Source organism: Aquirufa sp. 5-AUSEE-100C1, from assembly GCF_054558655.1.
The window spans coordinates 653,321-670,188 of sequence record NZ_JBPXKO010000001.1 but is presented as its reverse complement, the minus strand read 5'-3'; the positions used below and the strand labels follow the sequence as shown (position 1 = coordinate 670,188).

General features: G+C 42.4%; 15 protein-coding genes. 10 read left to right on the top strand and 5 right to left on the bottom strand.

Going from position 1 to position 16,868, the window contains the following annotated elements; translation table 11 throughout:
* Positions 1-6 precede the first annotated feature (6 nt).
* The 3 genes from ACMH5P_RS02930 to ACMH5P_RS02920 are packed head-to-tail and all read left to right on the top strand — an operon-like array spanning position 7 to position 2,832.
* On the top strand, positions 7-678 hold the full coding sequence (locus ACMH5P_RS02930; protein WP_459492992.1) for a superoxide dismutase: 672 nt from the start codon (positions 7-9) through the stop codon (positions 676-678).
* Between the two features lie 14 nt (positions 679-692).
* Positions 693-1,661, top strand: a complete 969-nt coding sequence (locus ACMH5P_RS02925) for an isopenicillin N synthase family dioxygenase (RefSeq protein WP_459492815.1) — start codon at positions 693-695, stop codon at positions 1,659-1,661.
* Between the two features lies 1 nt (position 1,662).
* Positions 1,663-2,832 (top strand): chromate transporter, encoded by a 1,170-nt coding sequence (locus ACMH5P_RS02920; protein ID WP_459492814.1) that lies wholly within the window; start codon positions 1,663-1,665, stop codon positions 2,830-2,832.
* Here ACMH5P_RS02920 and rfbA read toward each other — a convergent pair.
* The 3 genes from rfbA to galE are packed head-to-tail and all read right to left on the bottom strand — an operon-like array spanning position 2,824 to position 5,756.
* The gene (gene rfbA / locus ACMH5P_RS02915; protein ID WP_459492813.1) at positions 2,824-3,684 is read right to left on the bottom strand and encodes a glucose-1-phosphate thymidylyltransferase RfbA; all 861 of its coding nucleotides are present in this window, start codon (positions 3,682-3,684) and stop codon (positions 2,824-2,826) included. The two genes, ACMH5P_RS02920 and rfbA, sit on opposite strands and share 9 nt — an antisense overlap.
* Position 3,685: 1 nt before the next feature.
* Positions 3,686-4,741, bottom strand: coding sequence for a dTDP-glucose 4,6-dehydratase (rfbB, locus tag ACMH5P_RS02910; RefSeq protein WP_459492812.1), 1,056 nt, complete (start codon positions 4,739-4,741; stop codon positions 3,686-3,688).
* Positions 4,742-4,745: 4 nt separating this feature from the next.
* Complete coding sequence (gene galE / locus ACMH5P_RS02905; protein ID WP_459492811.1) at positions 4,746-5,756, bottom strand: UDP-glucose 4-epimerase GalE; 1,011 nt, start codon at positions 5,754-5,756, stop codon at positions 4,746-4,748.
* Positions 5,757-5,828: 72 nt separating this feature from the next.
* Between galE and ACMH5P_RS02900 the strand changes: the two genes are divergently transcribed.
* Positions 5,829-6,722 carry a transglutaminase-like domain-containing protein gene (locus ACMH5P_RS02900; protein WP_459492810.1) on the top strand — a complete coding sequence of 298 codons (894 nt, stop codon included), beginning with the start codon at positions 5,829-5,831 and terminating at the stop codon, positions 6,720-6,722.
* On the opposite strand, the gene ACMH5P_RS02895 is transcribed toward ACMH5P_RS02900, so the two are convergent.
* Positions 6,719-7,384, bottom strand: a complete 666-nt coding sequence (locus ACMH5P_RS02895; RefSeq protein WP_459492809.1) for a 4'-phosphopantetheinyl transferase family protein — start codon at positions 7,382-7,384, stop codon at positions 6,719-6,721. The genes ACMH5P_RS02900 and ACMH5P_RS02895 overlap by 4 nt on opposite strands.
* On the opposite strand from ACMH5P_RS02895, the gene ACMH5P_RS02890 reads away from it, so the two are divergent.
* The 4 genes from ACMH5P_RS02890 to ACMH5P_RS02875 are packed head-to-tail and all read left to right on the top strand — an operon-like array spanning position 7,383 to position 10,511.
* A complete protein-coding gene (locus ACMH5P_RS02890) occupies positions 7,383-8,282 on the top strand; it encodes a WD40 repeat domain-containing protein (protein WP_459492808.1) in 900 nt (299 codons plus the stop codon). The two genes, ACMH5P_RS02895 and ACMH5P_RS02890, sit on opposite strands and share 2 nt — an antisense overlap.
* 24 nt (positions 8,283-8,306) lie before the next feature.
* Positions 8,307-9,077, top strand: a complete 771-nt coding sequence (locus ACMH5P_RS02885) for a DivIVA domain-containing protein (RefSeq protein WP_459492807.1) — start codon at positions 8,307-8,309, stop codon at positions 9,075-9,077.
* A gap of 3 nt (positions 9,078-9,080) precedes the next feature.
* A complete protein-coding gene (folB, locus tag ACMH5P_RS02880) occupies positions 9,081-9,446 on the top strand; it encodes a dihydroneopterin aldolase (RefSeq protein ID WP_459492806.1) in 366 nt (121 codons plus the stop codon).
* 42 nt (positions 9,447-9,488) lie between these two features.
* A complete protein-coding gene (locus ACMH5P_RS02875) occupies positions 9,489-10,511 on the top strand; it encodes a LacI family DNA-binding transcriptional regulator (protein ID WP_459492805.1) in 1,023 nt (340 codons plus the stop codon).
* Here the strand turns inward: ACMH5P_RS02875 and ACMH5P_RS02870 are convergent.
* Positions 10,508-12,247: a metallophosphoesterase gene (locus tag ACMH5P_RS02870; RefSeq protein ID WP_459492804.1), complete on the bottom strand. Its 1,740-nt coding sequence runs from the start codon at positions 12,245-12,247 to the stop codon at positions 10,508-10,510. The two genes, ACMH5P_RS02875 and ACMH5P_RS02870, sit on opposite strands and share 4 nt — an antisense overlap.
* Before the next feature lie 183 nt (positions 12,248-12,430).
* Here ACMH5P_RS02870 and gyrA point away from each other — a divergent pair, with 183 nt between their 5' ends.
* Both gyrA and ACMH5P_RS02860 read left to right on the top strand, forming a co-directional pair.
* Positions 12,431-15,013 carry a DNA gyrase subunit A gene (gene gyrA / locus ACMH5P_RS02865; RefSeq protein WP_459492803.1) on the top strand — a complete coding sequence of 861 codons (2,583 nt, stop codon included), beginning with the start codon at positions 12,431-12,433 and terminating at the stop codon, positions 15,011-15,013.
* A gap of 50 nt (positions 15,014-15,063) precedes the next feature.
* Positions 15,064-16,497, top strand: coding sequence for a tetratricopeptide repeat protein (locus tag ACMH5P_RS02860; protein ID WP_459492802.1), 1,434 nt, complete (start codon positions 15,064-15,066; stop codon positions 16,495-16,497).
* The last annotated feature ends 371 nt before the right edge of the window (positions 16,498-16,868 follow it).

Genomic DNA, 16,868 nt, shown 5'->3' with positions numbered 1-16,868 from the left:
ATTATGATGAAACGTACCCAATTTTTGAAATTTATGGGAGCTGGGCTCTTATTGTCGAGCTTTCGTTCTCGTCAACAAAATGAAAATACGGGCTATACACTGCCTGCATTGCCCTATTCTTTTGATGCCCTTGAGCCACATATTGATAAATTGACAATGGAAATTCACCATGACCGTCATCACAAGGCATACGTCGATAATTTAAACAAGGCGTTGCCAGGGTCAACCAAATCCTTGGAGGAATTGATGGCTAGCATTTCTACCCAGCCTGTTGCGGTTCGCAATAACGGGGGTGGTCACTGGAATCACAGTTTTTTCTGGCAATTATTGGCTCCTGCGAGTGGAAAACAACCCAGCGCTACTTTGTTCGCTCAGATTCAGAAGGATTTTGGCAGTTTAGATAATTTGAAATCAGAATTTAACAAAGCAGCTACCTCTCGTTTTGGATCCGGTTGGGCTTGGTTAATCGTCAAGGACGGTAAATTAACGATCTGCTCTACACCCAATCAGGACAATCCATTAATGGATGTCGCAGAAGTAAAGGGTAAGCCTATATTGGCGCTCGATGTGTGGGAACATGCTTATTATTTGAAATACCAAAACAAGCGTGCGGACTACATCAATGCGTTTTGGAATGTGGTCAACTGGGATTTTGTGTCCCAACAATTTAACTCTTAACATCAACAAACAATATGTTACTCGAAGAAATTCCTTCTTTAGATTTAGCTGATTTTCAGTCGGCCGACCCCGTGCGCAAACAAAAATTCGTACAGGATCTTGGCCAAGCATTTAATACCATCGGTTTTGTGGCCATCAAAGGACACGGACTCACGGATCAATTTACCAAAGATCTTTATCAAGGGGTTGAATCTTTTTTTCAGTCGCCCGATGAGCTAAAAAAGGCTTATGAAATCCCGGGAATTGCGGGCCAACGAGGTTATGTTGGTAAGGGAAAGGAAACCGCCAAGGGCTTTAAAGTGCCTGATTTGAAGGAGTTTTATCATGTAGGCCAACCGCATCAGGCGGATGGAGATTCGGTTTGGGAGGAATATCCAGCCAATGTTTTTCCTGCAGAGTTCCCAGAGTTTGGTTTGAATGCGGTGAAAGCATTTCAAACGCTTGAGGCGGCAGGGAAGGCCCTATTATCTGCAATTGCATTATACCTCGAATTGCCGGAGGATTATTTTGAATCCCTCGTTAAGAATGGAAATTCGATTCTGCGTGCGATTCATTATTTCCCAATCTTGGATCCGGATAGTTTACCGGAAGGAGCCGTACGGGCAGCTGCGCATGGGGATATCAATCTGATTACCTTGTTAATGGGTGCTTCTGCGGAAGGACTTGAGGTTTTACGCATGGATGGGAAATGGATTCCCATTACTGCTTTACCGGATCAAGTTGTGGTGAACGTTGGAGATATGTTGGATCGTTTAACAAACCATAAATTGAAATCGACCATTCACCGAGTTGTTAATCCTCCTCGGGAAAAGATGGGAACGTCTCGTTATTCCATTCCATTTTTTATGCACCCGCGTTCGGAGATGGATTTGACATGTTTGGAGTCTTGCGTATCTACTGAATATCCGAAACTTTATACGGACATGACAGCTGGAGAGTTTTTGAATGAGCGTTTGATCGAATTGGGATTAAAGAAAAAATAAATTGAAACAGCCAAAGCATCTAAATTTTTTAAGGGATGTATTCGTTTTGGCTGCTACGTCATTTGGAGGGCCTCAGGTACACTGGGCCCTTTTTTTAAAACGCTTGGTTCAGCAAAAGGCTTATTTGACAGAAGAAGAGCTTTTTGAGATTCAGGCCTTGTGTTCGGTGCTTCCGGGTCCTACCTCCACGCAAATGATTACGGCGATTGGGTTAAAACGGGGAGGTGCGACATTGGCCTATTTAACATTGTTGGTCTGGATAACCCCGGCGGTATTTATCATGACTGCCGCAGCCTATGGAATGACTTATCTAACAGATCGTTCCATCTTACAATTCGTATTACCTGTAGGAATTGGCTTAATCTTGCAAGCAGGCTGGGTGATGGCTAAAAAGGTCATTCGTAGCCCGATGTACGTGTTTATTTTCTTGCTGACCCTGGCGATTGGCATTGCTTTCTCCAGTCCTTACATTTTTCCTTTGGTATTGGTCATAGGGGGCATCATTTCCTCCTTAAATTTCAAGGAATTTCCGAGACAGAATAAGCATAAGATGATCATTCCTTGGGCAAATTTTCATTTGTATTGGGGATTTTTGCTAGGGCTTGCCATCTTAGGCCAATTAACGGATTACTTTCCCATTCGTTTGTTTGAAAATTTTTATCGAAACGGCAGTATCGTTTTCGGGGGTGGTCAGGTGCTCGCACCTGTGCTTTACACCGAATTTGTGGAATTTAAAGGCTTGATTCGATCAGATGATTTCTTGACGGGTATGGCCTTGTCACAGTCCTTACCGGGTCCCGTCTTTGCCTTAACATCCTATTTAGGTGTTTTATTGATGAAAGATTATGGTATAATTGGGGAGTTGGCCGGGAGTGCTATCGGTGCCTTGGGCGTATTTTTACCGGGTACCTTTTTGATTTTCTTTGTATTTCGTATCTGGAGCCAACTCAAGCAATATCGCTTTATTCGGGCTTCTTTAGCCGGTATTCAGGCCTCGTCTGTTGGATTGACACTCGTGGCTGTATATGCGTTTATGTCGCCTCTAATCGTCAATGGCGATGGGGTTTCCATCGCCGTTGTTTTGCTATCCTTCTTAATTGCTCAAACCGAGAAAGTTCCTGCGATCGCCTTATTTCTTTTGGCCTTATTCGCAGGATTCGTTTTAGCGTAATAAATTCAACAGGTATTGGCCGTATCCGCTCTTTACCAATGGTTTAGCAATCGTTTCTAATTGCTCAGCATTGATAAAGCCCATGCGATAGGCTACTTCTTCAATGCAACCGATTTTCATTCCTTGACGCTCTTCAATTACCTGAACGAATTGACCTGCTTGCATCAACGAGGCAAAGGTTCCGGTGTCTAACCACGCTGTTCCACGGTTTAGAATCCCCACCGATAGTTTTCCGCGCTTCAAATACTCTTTGTTGACATCCGTAATCTCGTATTCGCCACGTGGTGAGGGAGCAATGTTTTTGGCGATTTCAACGACATCATTGTCATAGAAATACAAGCCTGGAACCGCGTAATTCGATTTCGGATTAGTGGGTTTCTCTTCGATGGAGATGACCTTATTGTTCTCGTCAAATTCCACCACGCCATAACGTTCCGGATCGTTTACCGAATACGCATATACGACACCGCCATCTGGATTATTATTTGCTTGCAATAATTTGCTTAATCCTGAGCCATAAAAGATATTATCACCTAAAACCAAGGCAACTTTTTCCTTTCCGATGAACTTTTCGCCGATGACGAAAGCCTGAGCAAGTCCATTGGGTTCGGGTTGTACGGCATATTCAAACCGACAACCGATGTTGGATCCATCCCCTAATAACTTCTCAAAATGCGGTAAATCATGCGGTGTTGAGATAATTAGGATTTCACGTATCCCGGAAAGCATCAAAATGGATAGGGGATAGTAGATCATGGGTTTGTCGTAAACAGGCATTAGCTGCTTACTTACGGCAAGTGTCAATGGGTGTAAACGTGTACCGGATCCACCGGCTAAAATGATTCCTTTCATCTTATCTTCCTTGATACATGGTTTGGTAATAGTTTTGGTAATCGCCTGATGTGACGTCATCTAACCATTTTTCATTGGTTAAATACCAATCCACTGTTTTTTCGAGTCCTTCTGCGAATTGAAGACTTGGCTTCCAGCCAAGTTCTTTCATGATTTTATTGGCGTCAATGGCATAACGTAAATCGTGGCCTGCGCGATCGGTTACATAGGTAATCAACTGAACGGAGGTTCCAGCTTCACGCCCTAATTTTTCGTCCATGATTTTGCACAATAAATGCACCAAATCGATGTTTTTCCACTCATTAAAACCTCCGATATTATAGGTTTCCCCAATTTTTCCATCGTGGAATACCGTATCGATGGCACGCGCATGGTCGATCACGTACAACCAATCACGAACGTTTTCACCTTTGCCATATACGGGTAAAGGCTTATTGTTGATGATATTGTGAATCATCAATGGAATCAATTTCTCAGGAAAGTGATTTGGTCCATAATTGTTTGAACAATTCGTGATTACGGTTGGCAAACCATAAGTTTCATGAAAAGCACGAACAAAGTGGTCGGATGATGCTTTTGAGGCTGAATAAGGAGAACGTGGGTCATAAGGTGTCGTTTCTAAAAAGAACTCCTTCGGGTCATGCAATTCTCCGTAAACCTCGTCTGTAGAGATGTGGTAGAATCTTTTCCCCTCGTAATTTCCTGCCCAGTGTTTTTTAGCCGCTTGTAACAGGTTGACGGTTCCAATAACATTGGTTTTGACAAATGCCAAAGGATCTGAAATAGAACGATCCACATGTGATTCGGCCGCTAAATGCAATACGCCGTCGAATTGATGCTCAGCAAAAAGGGCATCGATATGGGCTGCGTCGGTAATATCTGCTTTAATGAAGTGATAGTTAGGCTTATCGGCCACATCTTCATTATTAGCCAAATTCCCAGCATAGGTTAAGGCGTCAAGATTGTAAATCTGATAGTTTGGATACTTGTTGACAAATAATCGAACAACATGGGATCCAATAAATCCAGCGCCGCCGGTGATAACGAGTTTTTTCATATACTTATATAATTGCCTCTTGCCACGCCCAGGCATCCCGTAAGGATTCCTCTAGGCTTCTTTTAGCTTTCCAATCGAGTATTTTATTTGATTTTTCTGTGGATGCATACACTGAGGTAATATCCCCAGGGCGTTTATCCCGTATTTCGTAGTTGACCTTTTTGCCTGTTGCCGACTCAAAAGCTTGAATGACTTGCATCACTGAACTTCCTTGCCCAGATCCAATATTAAAGTAATCGTAAAAAGGTGCTTTATCTTGTTTGATTAAATAGGCTAAGGCCTTGACATGGGCGTCAGCCAAGTCACAAACGTGTATGTAATCACGAATCGCCGTACCGTCGGGTGTTGGATAATCCGTTCCCCAAACTTGCAATGGACCCCGTAAACCAGCCACAGACTGTGTTAAATAAGGAATCAAATTTGCGGGAGGTCCCAAGGGTAATTCCCCAATCTTTGCGCTTTTATGTGCCCCAATGGGATTAAAATAGCGCAAGGAAATGGACATTAAATCTTTGGTTGCCAACGTAGTTTCCGCAATGATTTCCTCACAAATCTGTTTGGTGTTTCCGTAAGGGGAGAGCGCACGAAGTACAGGCGAGTTTTCTGTAACTGGCAAGGTTTCCGGTTGCCCATATACCGTGCAAGATGACGAAAATACCAGGTTTTTGATCCCGTATTGTTGCATTTTCTCCAACAATAAAATGGTTGATCCTACGTTGTTTCGGTAATATTTTAAGGGATTTTCGACGGATTCTCCGACGGCCTTAGCTGCGGCAAAATGAATAATTCCCTCGATGCTATATTGAGTAAACAATTGGTCCCAAATCAATGGGTCATTGATATCTCCTTTGACGATTTCAATTGATTCTTGACATATTTCAGCTAATTGTGAAATAACTTTTTCCGTGGAATTGGAGAAATTGTCAACAATAATCGGGGTGAAGCCATGTTCTTTCAAGGCGACATAGGTATGTGATCCAATAAATCCTGCTCCTCCCGTTATTAGTATGTTCATATAAGCCAAACGCTTTAATCCAACAACAAATTTAGGCCGATTTTTCGCCTAAAAAAAGTGAAAAATGGAATAATGTTAAGAGATGTTGACACAAGCAACAAATTACCTATTTTTGTACATCAAAACACATCCATGGAAGAACCGGCAATCAAAGCAATGATCCAATTACTCGACGACACCGATCCGGAGGTCGTAGACATGGTTGAAGCCAAAATGCGTTCTTTGGGTCCCCAAATCATTCCTCTACTCGAAAACGAATGGGAGAACTTAAGTCTTAATCCATTGGTTCAGAGTAAGTTGGAGAATATGATTCATGATTTCCAACTCAGTTCCACGAAGCAACGCTTGTTGCAATGGAAGGAGAGTGGGTCCATGGATTTGTTGGAGGGAATGTGGATTGTTTCTACCTATCGGTTTCCAGAATATTCGTTGGAGCAGTTGCGGGCCGATATGGAGCAACTCTATTTCGAGGTTTGGCCGCAGATTCGCGAGAATTTGCATCCGATGGACCAGATTAAGATTATCAATGGGGTTTTGTTTGATCAGTTGAAGTTTGGGGCGAATACCAAGAATTTCCACGCAGCCAATAATTCCTTCATAAATGTTGTTTTGGAGACTCGCAAAGGCAATCCAATTAGCTTGTGCGTGGTTTACATGTGGATTGCGCAAAAATTGGGTATGCCCATTTATGGGGTTAATCTTCCCAATTTATTTGTCCTAACCTACAAGAAAGACGAGCTTCAGTGTTACATCAATGTGTTCAATAAGGGCTTGATATTCAATAAGGTAGATATTGATAATTACTTGGCGCAGTTAAATTTGTCGCCGAATGATGTCTATTACCAACCCTGTTCAAATTTGGAAATTATCCGTCGCGTATTAAGAAATCTTATCATGGCCTATGAAAAAGTGGGTGATGATTCGCACAAAGATGAATTGACAGATTTGATTGAATCCTTAGATTAGTGATTAATCAATGTCAGGACAAAATCATTGAAAATTTCGTGGTAAATAGGGAAGGAGTCTTGCTGAAGAACTTTACCTGTCATTTGGTCTTGCTTGATGTCGATATGGATTTCTTTTTGTAAGGATAAGCCGGGTTTTTGCCAAGCTTTGTAGATGGATTCTTTCGCAGACCAAGCGAGCGTAAGCTTTATTTCATCCTCCTTCCATTCGGCTAACTCATTGGGATTCAGGAATCTTGGGGCAATTTTTTGAATATTTCGTCCTTTTTTTTCTAGGTCAATGCCCGTACGAGGCTTTTTGCTAAGACAGGCGACTGCGAAGGGAAATGAATGGCTGATGCTCACCTGCCAATCGGAATCTTGGATGAAGGGGCGTCCGCGTTCATCTTGTTCTAGTTTGAGTTCAACAACATGAAGTTCTTGCATTAGCTCCCAAAGGCAAAAACGTGCTGCGATTGATTCGAGGTATTTTTGGGATTGAATTTCCGCGCGTATGGCGGGCATGGACCAGTTGGAAGGAAATTGAGCGAAGAATTCGGCCGACTCGCTAATTTGCCAAACTTTAATGTGCGTATCGGGGCAAAGTTTTGAAAGTCGGGATGAAATTTCGGGCATATCGATTGAATTGCCTGTAAAATTACCAATTTTGTAATGATAATACATGAAGGCATTGAAAATTGAGCGTTTAGATACATTTGCAGGGCATCGCGGGGCCATTTATGCCTTAAGTTCAGGGCATGAATCCCATGAAATCTATTCGGCAGGAGCTGATGGATGGGTCGTGCAATGGAATTTGCAAAAGCCGGATTTGGGGAAGGTGCTTGCGCAGATCACAGGTACCGTCTATGCTATGGCCTATGATGCTCCTTCGGGTATTTTATGGGTTGGGCAGAACTTTGAGGGCATACATGGAATTCGGGTTGCTGATCAGTCCCGTGTTTTCTCGATTCAAATACCTTCTCTGTCAATTTTTGCAATTGAAATTATTGAGGGTCAAGTTTGGTTGGGGCATCAAGATGGTTTAATTACCGTCATCGACCAAGCAACGCAGTCGGTAAAAAAACGGATAAAAGCTGGCGAGTCCAATGTTCGTTCATTTTGTATTTTGCCCAATCGGGCGATGGCAGTAGGGGCAAGTGATGGTTATATTCGGGTTTTTGACTTGGATTTCAGCTTAAAACATGCCTGGAAGGCTCATGCAACGACTGTTTTTTCCATGATTTATCAAGTCGAATCCGAAGCCTTAGTAAGTGTAGGGCGAGATGCCTATTTGAAAAAATGGAATTTAGTGGGGGAAATACAAGGGGAAGCAATACCCGCACATATTTATTCGATTAATGCACTTGTGCAAAGTCCTTGTGGTACTTATTTGGCAACAGGAAGTATGGATAAGACAATTAAAATTTGGGATTCGAGTACGTTGCGATTATTGAAGGTGTTGGATTATGCGCGTTATGGGGGTCATAAAAACTCAATCAATCGATTGATTTGGTCCACTTACGATGATTTATTGGTATCCGCTTCGGATGATAAAAATATATCGGTTTGGAAAATCGATTAACAATTTTTTATAATTTTAGGCTAAATGCTTTTTCATATGCGAATTCCAGAGGTGTCTTTTTCGAAGAGTTTTAGAGGTTTTGATGTTCAAGAAGTGAGTGATTATGTCCAATCTGTAGCATTTTTTGAGGAGGAGATGAATCGCCAACAAACGATTTTGATGGAAAAGGTGCAAGTATTGGAGCAAGAGGTCAACCGATTACGCGAAGTTGAAACCTCCTTATTTCGTGCCATGAAATTAGCGGAAGAGGCACAGAAGAATTGGCAGGAAAAGGTGGAGAAAGAGGCGAAAAAGGTAATGGCTGAGGCAGATAAACAAGCGCAAGCGCTAATCGTTCAGGCACAAAAAGAGGTAGAGAAATCGAAGTTGTTAGTAGAGAATGAGCGGAAGCAAATGCTGGGGCAAATCGATCAAGAGGTAAAAGAACAAACGCGTGAATTAAAGCGTTTGGAAAGCATACAGAATGAAATTGCAGGTCAGTTGGCCAACTTTGCAAATCAAACATTATCGAGTATAGCGGCATGGTCAAAGCCTGTTGAAGTAGCGACTGAGCCTGAAAAAGTAGCTATAAAAAAGCCGATTAAAAAGGAAACGAAGCCTCAAACGGTGGCTAAGAAAACGAAAGCGCGTGTTCAAACGAGTACCGCGAAAGCGAAAAAAACGACTCCATCTAAGAAAGAAAAGCATTTGGATGTGTTGACGATTGAAGATGATGGCTTACCAACCTTGAACAAGGTTTTGGAGGCTTATGCTAAGACGACGGGTCCGAGAGGTAAGGTGGGTGAAATAAATTAAGCTATGCAGGAATATCAGGTAGGATTGGAGGATGTTCGTTTTTTTGCTTATCATGGCTTGTTTTCTGAGGAGCGCATCCTCGGAAATTGGTTTACATTGACGGTTCGCGTTGCGAAGCGAGTAGATACATTTAACTTTGAGCGATTGGATCAAACCTTTGATTACGGTGTGATTTATGATATTTGTCGGGAGATTATGGCGGAACCCGTCGACTTGCTGGAGACGGTGGCATTGCGAATTTCAGAACGTTTAAAGGCGTCATTTGAGGGTTTGTCTCGATATGAAATCCATGTAACGAAGGACCAACCACCTTTGGGGATGAAAAAGGGGAAATCCTGTGTTTCGCTTATTGAGCAAATGGACTTGTAGAATTCAAAAAAAAGCATGTAAATTCGGAGTAAATTAAAAATTATGCGTCACCAAGTTACCATCAAAGACATTGCCAAGCAGTTGAATGTGTCGGTTGCAACCGTTTCGCGTGCTTTACGTGATTTGCCGGATATTCACCCGGATACGAAGAAGGCCGTCTTGGATTTAGCTGCCGAATTGGATTATCAGCCCAATGTATTAGCTGCTAGTTTGGTCAAGAGCAAAACGAAAACCATTGGTTTGATTGTGCCGGATTTGGGATATTACTTTTTTTCGACTGTTGTCAAAGCGATTGAATTAGAGGCGATTAAGGCAGGATATAGTATTTTGATTACCCAGACGCAAGAGTCATTTGAGCGGGAATTAATTAATATTCAGAATCTATCACGAAGTCAAGTGGAGGGAATTATTATTTCCTTGTCGCGAGAAACGGTGAATTTAGACCATATTACGCGATTGCAGCGTCGTGGAATCCCATTGGTGTTTTTTGATCGGGATAGCGATGAGATCCATGCATCCAAAGTGATGGTGGATAATGAGCAATCTGCTTATGAGGCTGTTAAGCACTTATTAGAAAATGGTTGTAAGCGTATCGCATTTTTAGCCGGTCCTAAGAGTGTATCTGTGAGTAATCAACGCCGTTTAGGCTATTTACGAGCCTTATCTGAGGCGGGTATCCAGGAAGATTCCTCATTGATTATTCATTCGGATTATTTTCAGGATACGGCCACTTCTCAAACACATCAATTGATGACAAGCCCGAATCCGCCGGATGGAATTTTGGTTGTTTCGGATCGATTGGCACTGGGTGTATTGGTGGGAATGCGCGAATTAAAGGTTCGTGTGCCTGAGGATGTCAAAATTGTGAGTTTCAACAACGAGCCGATTTGTGATGTTGTTTCACCTACCATCTCATCGGTTGCCCAACCGCTTGAAGATATAGGTAAACTGGCTTTGAAGCTTCTTTTAGATCAAATTGAGGGCCGTTCCGAAGTAGGGGAGCCTGTTATTGAGGTATTGAAGACACAGTTGGTTATTCGCGAATCTTCTGTTGCGCCCAATTAACGAACGATTTTCAACGATTTTTCTTGGCCATTCCAAAGAACTCGAAGGATGTAAGCACCTTGGGCTAACTCATTAATTATTTCGTCGGTCAAATTTCCTTTTTGGTTGTATTCTTTGATCAATTGTCCGGAAGTATTGTAAATTTTGAGCTCATCAAAAGGTATTTGACGTGATTCTAAGGTGCCTAAGGGGGAATTGACCGTTACATTAAACTTCTCAGTAAAGCATTTTTGAGGATCATTCACTTGGAATGTGGTACTCGCTGTCGGGGTAACCGTAATTTTAGAACCTGTCTGATTGGTTGACCAGTTATACTGACCGATCCAAGAAGCCACCAAATCTGCCGACTTGCCATAATCGATGGTTAGGTTGGTCGATGGATTGAGCGGAAGGTTTTTGAAAACGGTGAATTTGTCAAGAACATCGCCATTGGTATCTAAAAATTTGGCGTCCAAGCGATTGTTTTCCACTTCTACATAGAAAGATCCATTGACGGAAGCGTTTGAATAATACATGGCTTTGTGAGGGCCGTCCGGTCTAGCGGGTTTGGTTCCGCCTCCAACGCCATTTACAACATAGAGCGTACCATTCTGGGTTGGTTTGCTTGTTTCGAGTAGGTAAGGGCAAGAATTTTCGCTGCCGTCGTATTTGCCGGTAGAGCTTTGTGGTGCGTGTTTAAAGGGATCAAACGTATCTGATGTTCCAATGTGTCCTTTCAAGGGCTTACTGCGTTCATATATGTGGCTGTGGCCCGTTAATACCATGTCAACTTGGTATTTATCGAAGATGGGAACCAGTAGGTTCCGGAGATTGAAAATGGGAAGGTTAAACCCTGTATTTGAGTCGGAATCGTAGCTTCCTTTGGTATAGATGGGGTAGTGGAAGTATACGATGGTCCAATCTTGTTTGTTGTTTTTGAGGTCTTGTTCGAGCCATGTTAATTGGGCTGATGTGTTCTCCCAAAGTCGAATGTTATCCTCGCCATAGGCATGTGAGTCAAGGCATATAAAGTGTACGTTTCCGTAGTCGAAGGAATAAAACGCTTCTTTGTTCGACGGGATTCCCCCTAACTCACCTTTTTGCGGTAGGCTAAAGTTTTGAAAATAGGCGATGTTGGGATCGTCTTGTTTTTGGTTAGTATAATCGTAGTCGTGGTTTCCTACGGAAGGAAAGGCAGCACTTTGTTTTAGTAGGCTTTGATAGACTTGAAAGAAGTTGGCTTGGAAGTCGGCATCATTGGCGCCAGCGTACACATTATCGCCTACCGTTAGGTAGAGGTTTGTGTATTTATTGCCGATAAATTTTTTGAATCCGTTAAAGACGTCTAATTGCAATTGTCCTGGAAACATGTCGCCGGTGCTCCAAAAACTAATTTTGTTTTTCGCGCCTTTGGTGGGAGCTGTTTGGAAAAAGTAAGTAGAGTCGCCTAGGCTTTGGGTTTCTGTGACAATCTTGTAGAAATAACGAGTATTGCTCGATAATGAATCAATGGTTATTTCGTGTTCTTTGGCTGCAATGGATTGCTTGATGGTTCGGGTCAGACTATTGGCCAACTTGCCAATCAAAATACTTGGTTTACTATCGTTATCGGTACGAAAACGTATGCGCGTCGATGAGCTTGAAGTCATTTGTAAATAGGGCCCTCGGGTGATGTTTTGGGCTAACATGGGAACGGAAAAAACCGTTATCAAGGCGAAAAAAAGTACTTGCTGGCGGAGGTTAAATGTATTTCTCAAGGCTTTCTTTTTTGTTGATGAGACAAAGGTAAATATTGCTCCTTATATTAATCAGATTTACTGAATTTTTTCTTGGAAAAATAGGGAGAATTAGGGATATTTGTAACTATTGAAAAACCGCTTTGTTTTTCTTTTTTGAAAGATTTTTGCAAGCGGTTTGTTCAACGAATCAAATCATTATTTATGTCATTACAAACGAATATTATCCCAATCAACATCGAAGATGAAATGAGAGGGGCGTACATTGATTATTCAATGTCGGTGATTGTATCTCGTGCCTTGCCGGATGTGCGCGACGGTTTGAAGCCGGTGCATCGCAGGGTGCTTTATGGGATGGAGGAGTTAGGAGTTAGTTACAACAAGTCGTACAAAAAATCAGCTCGTATTGTCGGAGAGGTACTGGGTAAGTATCACCCACATGGTGATTCTTCGGTATATGACACGATGGTACGTATGGCGCAGGATTGGTCTTTGCGTTATCCATTGGTGGATGGTCAAGGTAACTTTGGTTCGGTCGATGGGGATTCTCCAGCGGCGATGCGTTATACCGAGGCACGTTTGAAGCGAATAGCGGATGAGATGTTGTCTGATTTGAACAAGGAGACGGTAGATTTTCAGCCAAACTTTGATGATTCATTGGATGAGCCAACGGTATTACCGGCGAAGATTCCCAATTTATTATTGAATGGAACTTCGGGTATTGCGGTGGGTATGGCGACGAATATGGCGCCACACAACTTGACGGAGGTTGTTGATGGAATTACGGCTTACATTGATAACCGTGACATTACGATTCCTGAGTTGATGCAATACATTAAGGCACCGGATTTCCCGACGGGAGGAACGATCTATGGTGTTCAAGGAATTAAGAATGCATTCGAGACGGGTAGAGGTCGAATTGTGGTTCGCGGTAATGCGACGTTTGATACGACGAAGACGGGTAAGGAGCAGATTATTGTTTCGGAGATTCCATATATGGTTAACAAGGCATCCTTGATTAAGCAATGTGCGGATTTGGTGAATGATAAGAAGATTGAGGGCATTTCTGAGATTCGTGATGAGTCAGATCGCCAGGGAATGCGTATTGTGTTTGATTTGAAGCGTGATGCGGTGGCCAATGTGGTGTTAAACAACTTGTACAAGCATTCGGCTTTGCAATCGTCATTTAGCGTGAACAATGTGGCCTTGGTGAAGGGGCGTCCGATGATGTTAAATCTGAAGGATTTGATTCATCATTTTGTGGAGCACCGGAATGAGGTAATTGTTCGTCGGACGAAATATGATTTACGTGAAGCGCGTAAGCGTGCGCACATTTTGGAAGGATTTATCATTGCATTGGATAATTTGGATGCGGTGATCAAATTGATTCGTGAATCGAAAGATCCGAATGCGGCGCAAGAGGGATTGATGAGCAAGTTCAATTTATCGGAGATTCAGGCGAAGGCTATCTTGGAGATGCGTTTACAGCGTCTTACAGGTATGGAGCGTGAGAAGATCATGAATGAATATGCGGAAATCATGAAGTTGATTGATGATTTGGAGGACATTTTGGCGAAGCCGGAGCGTCAATTGCAGATTATCAAGGATGAATTAACGGAGATGAAGCAGCGTTATGGTGATGAGCGTCGTACGCAGATTAACATGACGGATGAGGAGTTCTCGGTAGAGGATATGATTGCGGATGATGAGATGTTAATTACGGTATCAGCGCAAGGCTATATCAAGCGTACGCCGATTACGGAGTATCGTGCGCAGAGTAGAGGAGGAGTAGGTTCACGTGCTGTGGCTACGAAGGATGATGATTATACGGAGCATTTGTTCTCAGCGACGATGCACAATTGGTTGTTGTTCTTTACGGAGCGCGGTAAGTGTTTCTGGTTGCGTGTTTATGCGGTGCCAGAGGGATCGAAAAACTCGAAGGGGCGTCCAATTCAAAATATGATGAATATTGAGAATGGGGATTCGATTCGTGCGGTGATTAACGTGAAATCGATTACAGATCCAGATTACATTGATAATAACTTTATCGTGATGTGTACGGAGGATGGTACGATTAAGAAGACTTCCTTGGAGGCTTATTCTCGTCCGCGTCAGAATGGTATTAACGCGATTACGATTCGTGAGGGAGACCGTTTATTGGATGTAGCCTTAACGAATGGAAATAATCAAATTGTTATTGCGACAAACACAGGACGTTCGGTTCGTTTTGAAGAGACACGTGTTCGTCCGATGGGCCGTACCGCTGCGGGGGTAAAAGGTATTTGGATTGATGAGAGCGTGGAAGGTGAACGTGTTATCGGCATGGTTTGCGTTTCGGATCCAGAGGTTCAGCAATTATTAGTGGTATCCGAGAAGGGCTTTGGTAAGCGTTCTGAGGTTGAAGATTACCGTTTGACGAATCGTGGGGGTAAGGGCGTTAAAGCCTTGAATATCACGGAGAAGACAGGTAATTTGGTTGCGATTAAAGAGGTTAATGACAACAATGACTTGATGATCATCACGAAGGCGGGTATTTTGATTCGTACGAGTGTGGCAGAGTTACGTGTGATGGGCCGAAATACGCAAGGAGTGAAGTTGATTCGTTTGAAAAACGAGTCGGACGAAATCTCATCCGTAACCAAAATCGAGAAAGAACCAGAGCCGGAGGAGGTTGAATTGGTTGATGGAGTTGAGATTGTTGAGGGAGCTGTATTGGATCAATCGGCACCGGAAACAGGGGAGGAGACATCCGCTCAAGAAGGTACTGAAGAATTAACAGAAGAGTAATTTATGGGCCCGTATGTGAATGCGGGCTTTTTTTTAATTTAACTAAACATATGAAAAAAGTAGTTTTAACCCTGATTACTGTAGCGATGGCTGCAGGCTCATCGTTCGCTCAGGTGGACAAGGCTTTGGTCGAAGCACAAAAGAAAAGCATTGTAGATGCCGTAAAGAAGTCTGATGAGGCAGTTAAAAAGGCGCCAGCTAAACCGCGTTTGTGGCTTGAGCGTTCTGTGGCCTATTTTGATTTGGCATCATTTCCAGATTCTACATTATCGACGACCGATATCGATGCGGCGTTTAAGGCTATGGAATTTGCTGCAGAGGCGATTAAGTTAGATACGAAAGAAGGAAAGAAAGGATCTATTGCCAAAGACGCTGAAAAAATGCTTTCGGGCCGCGATAAGGCTTATGGAGCTTTTATGAATATGGGTGTGGTAAAATACCAAGGGAAAGATTATACTTCATCTTATCGTTACATGGCCAAAGCTTCTGAGGTTGCACCGACGGATACCGTTTCGGCGATGTATACGGGTGTTGTGGCGCAGTTGTGTCAAAAAGATGTTGAGGCACGTACAGCTTACGAGAACTATTTGAAGAATGGGGGTAAGGATGTAGCCATTTTATATGGTTTGGCACAGATTTATAAGTCGGCCAAGGAAGAGGAAAAAGCAATTTCATTGATTGATCGTGGGATTGAGATGTATCCGACCAACAAGGATTTGAAGAATGAGAAGTTCAACATGTTGATCGCGTTTAATCGGATAGACCAAGCAATTACTCAGCTGAAAGAATCGGTAGCAAAAGATCCAAAGGATGTGATGAATTTGTTTAATTTGGGTCTATTGTATGAAAATAAGATCAATACACTAAAGGAAGACGCGAATAAAATTGCAGATGCATCGAATAAAGTAGCTGATGCCAATCGGAAAATTACTTCCCATAAGGATAAGGCTGAGGTGTTTATTGATGAATTAAAGCGTACCAAAGCGAAATTAAAGACGGCAAAGCCGAACCTTAAACCAGCAATTCAGAATCAAATCAAGCGTTTAGAGGAGTCAATTGCGAAGGATAACGAGGAATTAAAGTTATTAATAGGGGAGAAGGAAGCGGCTGAAAAAGAGGTAGGCGATGTAGCAGCGAACAAAGCTAAGATTGATGAGCTAACGGGTAAGATTAATGCGTTGAAATCTGAAGTTCCATCATTTTATGAGCGTGCTTTAGCGATTGATCCAGCATATTATGATGCTTTGTACCAATTAGGTGCTTATTATTTCAATGAGGGCGCGGAAATTAAGCGTATTGTGAATGGCATGGATATGGCTACCTACCAAAAAGAAGGAAAGGCGGTTGAAGCAAAATTAGCTGAGAAATACCAAATGGCCGTTCCATTCTTTGAGCGTGCTTTGAAGGTTAAGAAAGATGAAGATTTGAAAGAGATTTTAAAGCAAATCTACCGTGAGTTGAAGATTGACAAGCAAGTTGATTAATTGACTTTAGACTTTGGTCTTTAGACTTTTGACAAAGAGCCTCAGGAATTTCCTGGGGCTTTTTTGTTTGGACATTAGACAGTAGAGACGCGATACTTCGCGTCTGGAGAATTAAGAAGGGTGTTGTTCTGATTAATCGATAATTAACTATTTTAAATTCTGTTTAACATAATATAAATTATACAACAAACAAATGTTCCCATAAGCTTCCGTAGGATTATCGTGGCTCTAGCATCTTAAATGTCTTAACTCTTAGCTCTTAACTCTTAGCTCTTAACTCTTAGCTCTTAACTCTTAGCTCTTAACTCTTAACTCTTAACTCTTAGCTCTTAGTTCTCCAGACGCGAAGTATCGCGTCTCTACAGTCTAAC

What these genes read in the sequence shown, in the direction of transcription:
- ACMH5P_RS02900 (WP_459492810.1), top strand. Translation starts at nt 5,829, where the DNA reads ATGTTAAGAGATGTTGACACAAGCAACAAATTACCTATTTTTGTACAT.
- folB (WP_459492806.1), top strand. Translation starts at nt 9,081, where the DNA reads ATGCAGGAATATCAGGTAGGATTGGAGGATGTTCGTTTTTTTGCTTAT.
- galE (WP_459492811.1), bottom strand. Translation starts at nt 5,756, where the DNA reads ATGAACATACTAATAACGGGAGGAGCAGGATTTATTGGATCACATACC.
- ACMH5P_RS02895 (WP_459492809.1), bottom strand. Translation starts at nt 7,384, where the DNA reads ATGTATTATCATTACAAAATTGGTAATTTTACAGGCAATTCAATCGAT.
- ACMH5P_RS02890 (WP_459492808.1), top strand. Translation starts at nt 7,383, where the DNA reads ATGAAGGCATTGAAAATTGAGCGTTTAGATACATTTGCAGGGCATCGC.
- rfbA (WP_459492813.1), bottom strand. Translation starts at nt 3,684, where the DNA reads ATGAAAGGAATCATTTTAGCCGGTGGATCCGGTACACGTTTACACCCA.
- ACMH5P_RS02875 (WP_459492805.1), top strand. Translation starts at nt 9,489, where the DNA reads ATGCGTCACCAAGTTACCATCAAAGACATTGCCAAGCAGTTGAATGTG.
- rfbB (WP_459492812.1), bottom strand. Translation starts at nt 4,741, where the DNA reads ATGAAAAAACTCGTTATCACCGGCGGCGCTGGATTTATTGGATCCCAT.
- ACMH5P_RS02860 (WP_459492802.1), top strand. Translation starts at nt 15,064, where the DNA reads ATGAAAAAAGTAGTTTTAACCCTGATTACTGTAGCGATGGCTGCAGGC.
- ACMH5P_RS02885 (WP_459492807.1), top strand. Translation starts at nt 8,307, where the DNA reads ATGCTTTTTCATATGCGAATTCCAGAGGTGTCTTTTTCGAAGAGTTTT.
- gyrA (WP_459492803.1), top strand. Translation starts at nt 12,431, where the DNA reads ATGTCATTACAAACGAATATTATCCCAATCAACATCGAAGATGAAATG.
- ACMH5P_RS02925 (WP_459492815.1), top strand. Translation starts at nt 693, where the DNA reads ATGTTACTCGAAGAAATTCCTTCTTTAGATTTAGCTGATTTTCAGTCG.
- ACMH5P_RS02930 (WP_459492992.1), top strand. Translation starts at nt 7, where the DNA reads ATGAAACGTACCCAATTTTTGAAATTTATGGGAGCTGGGCTCTTATTG.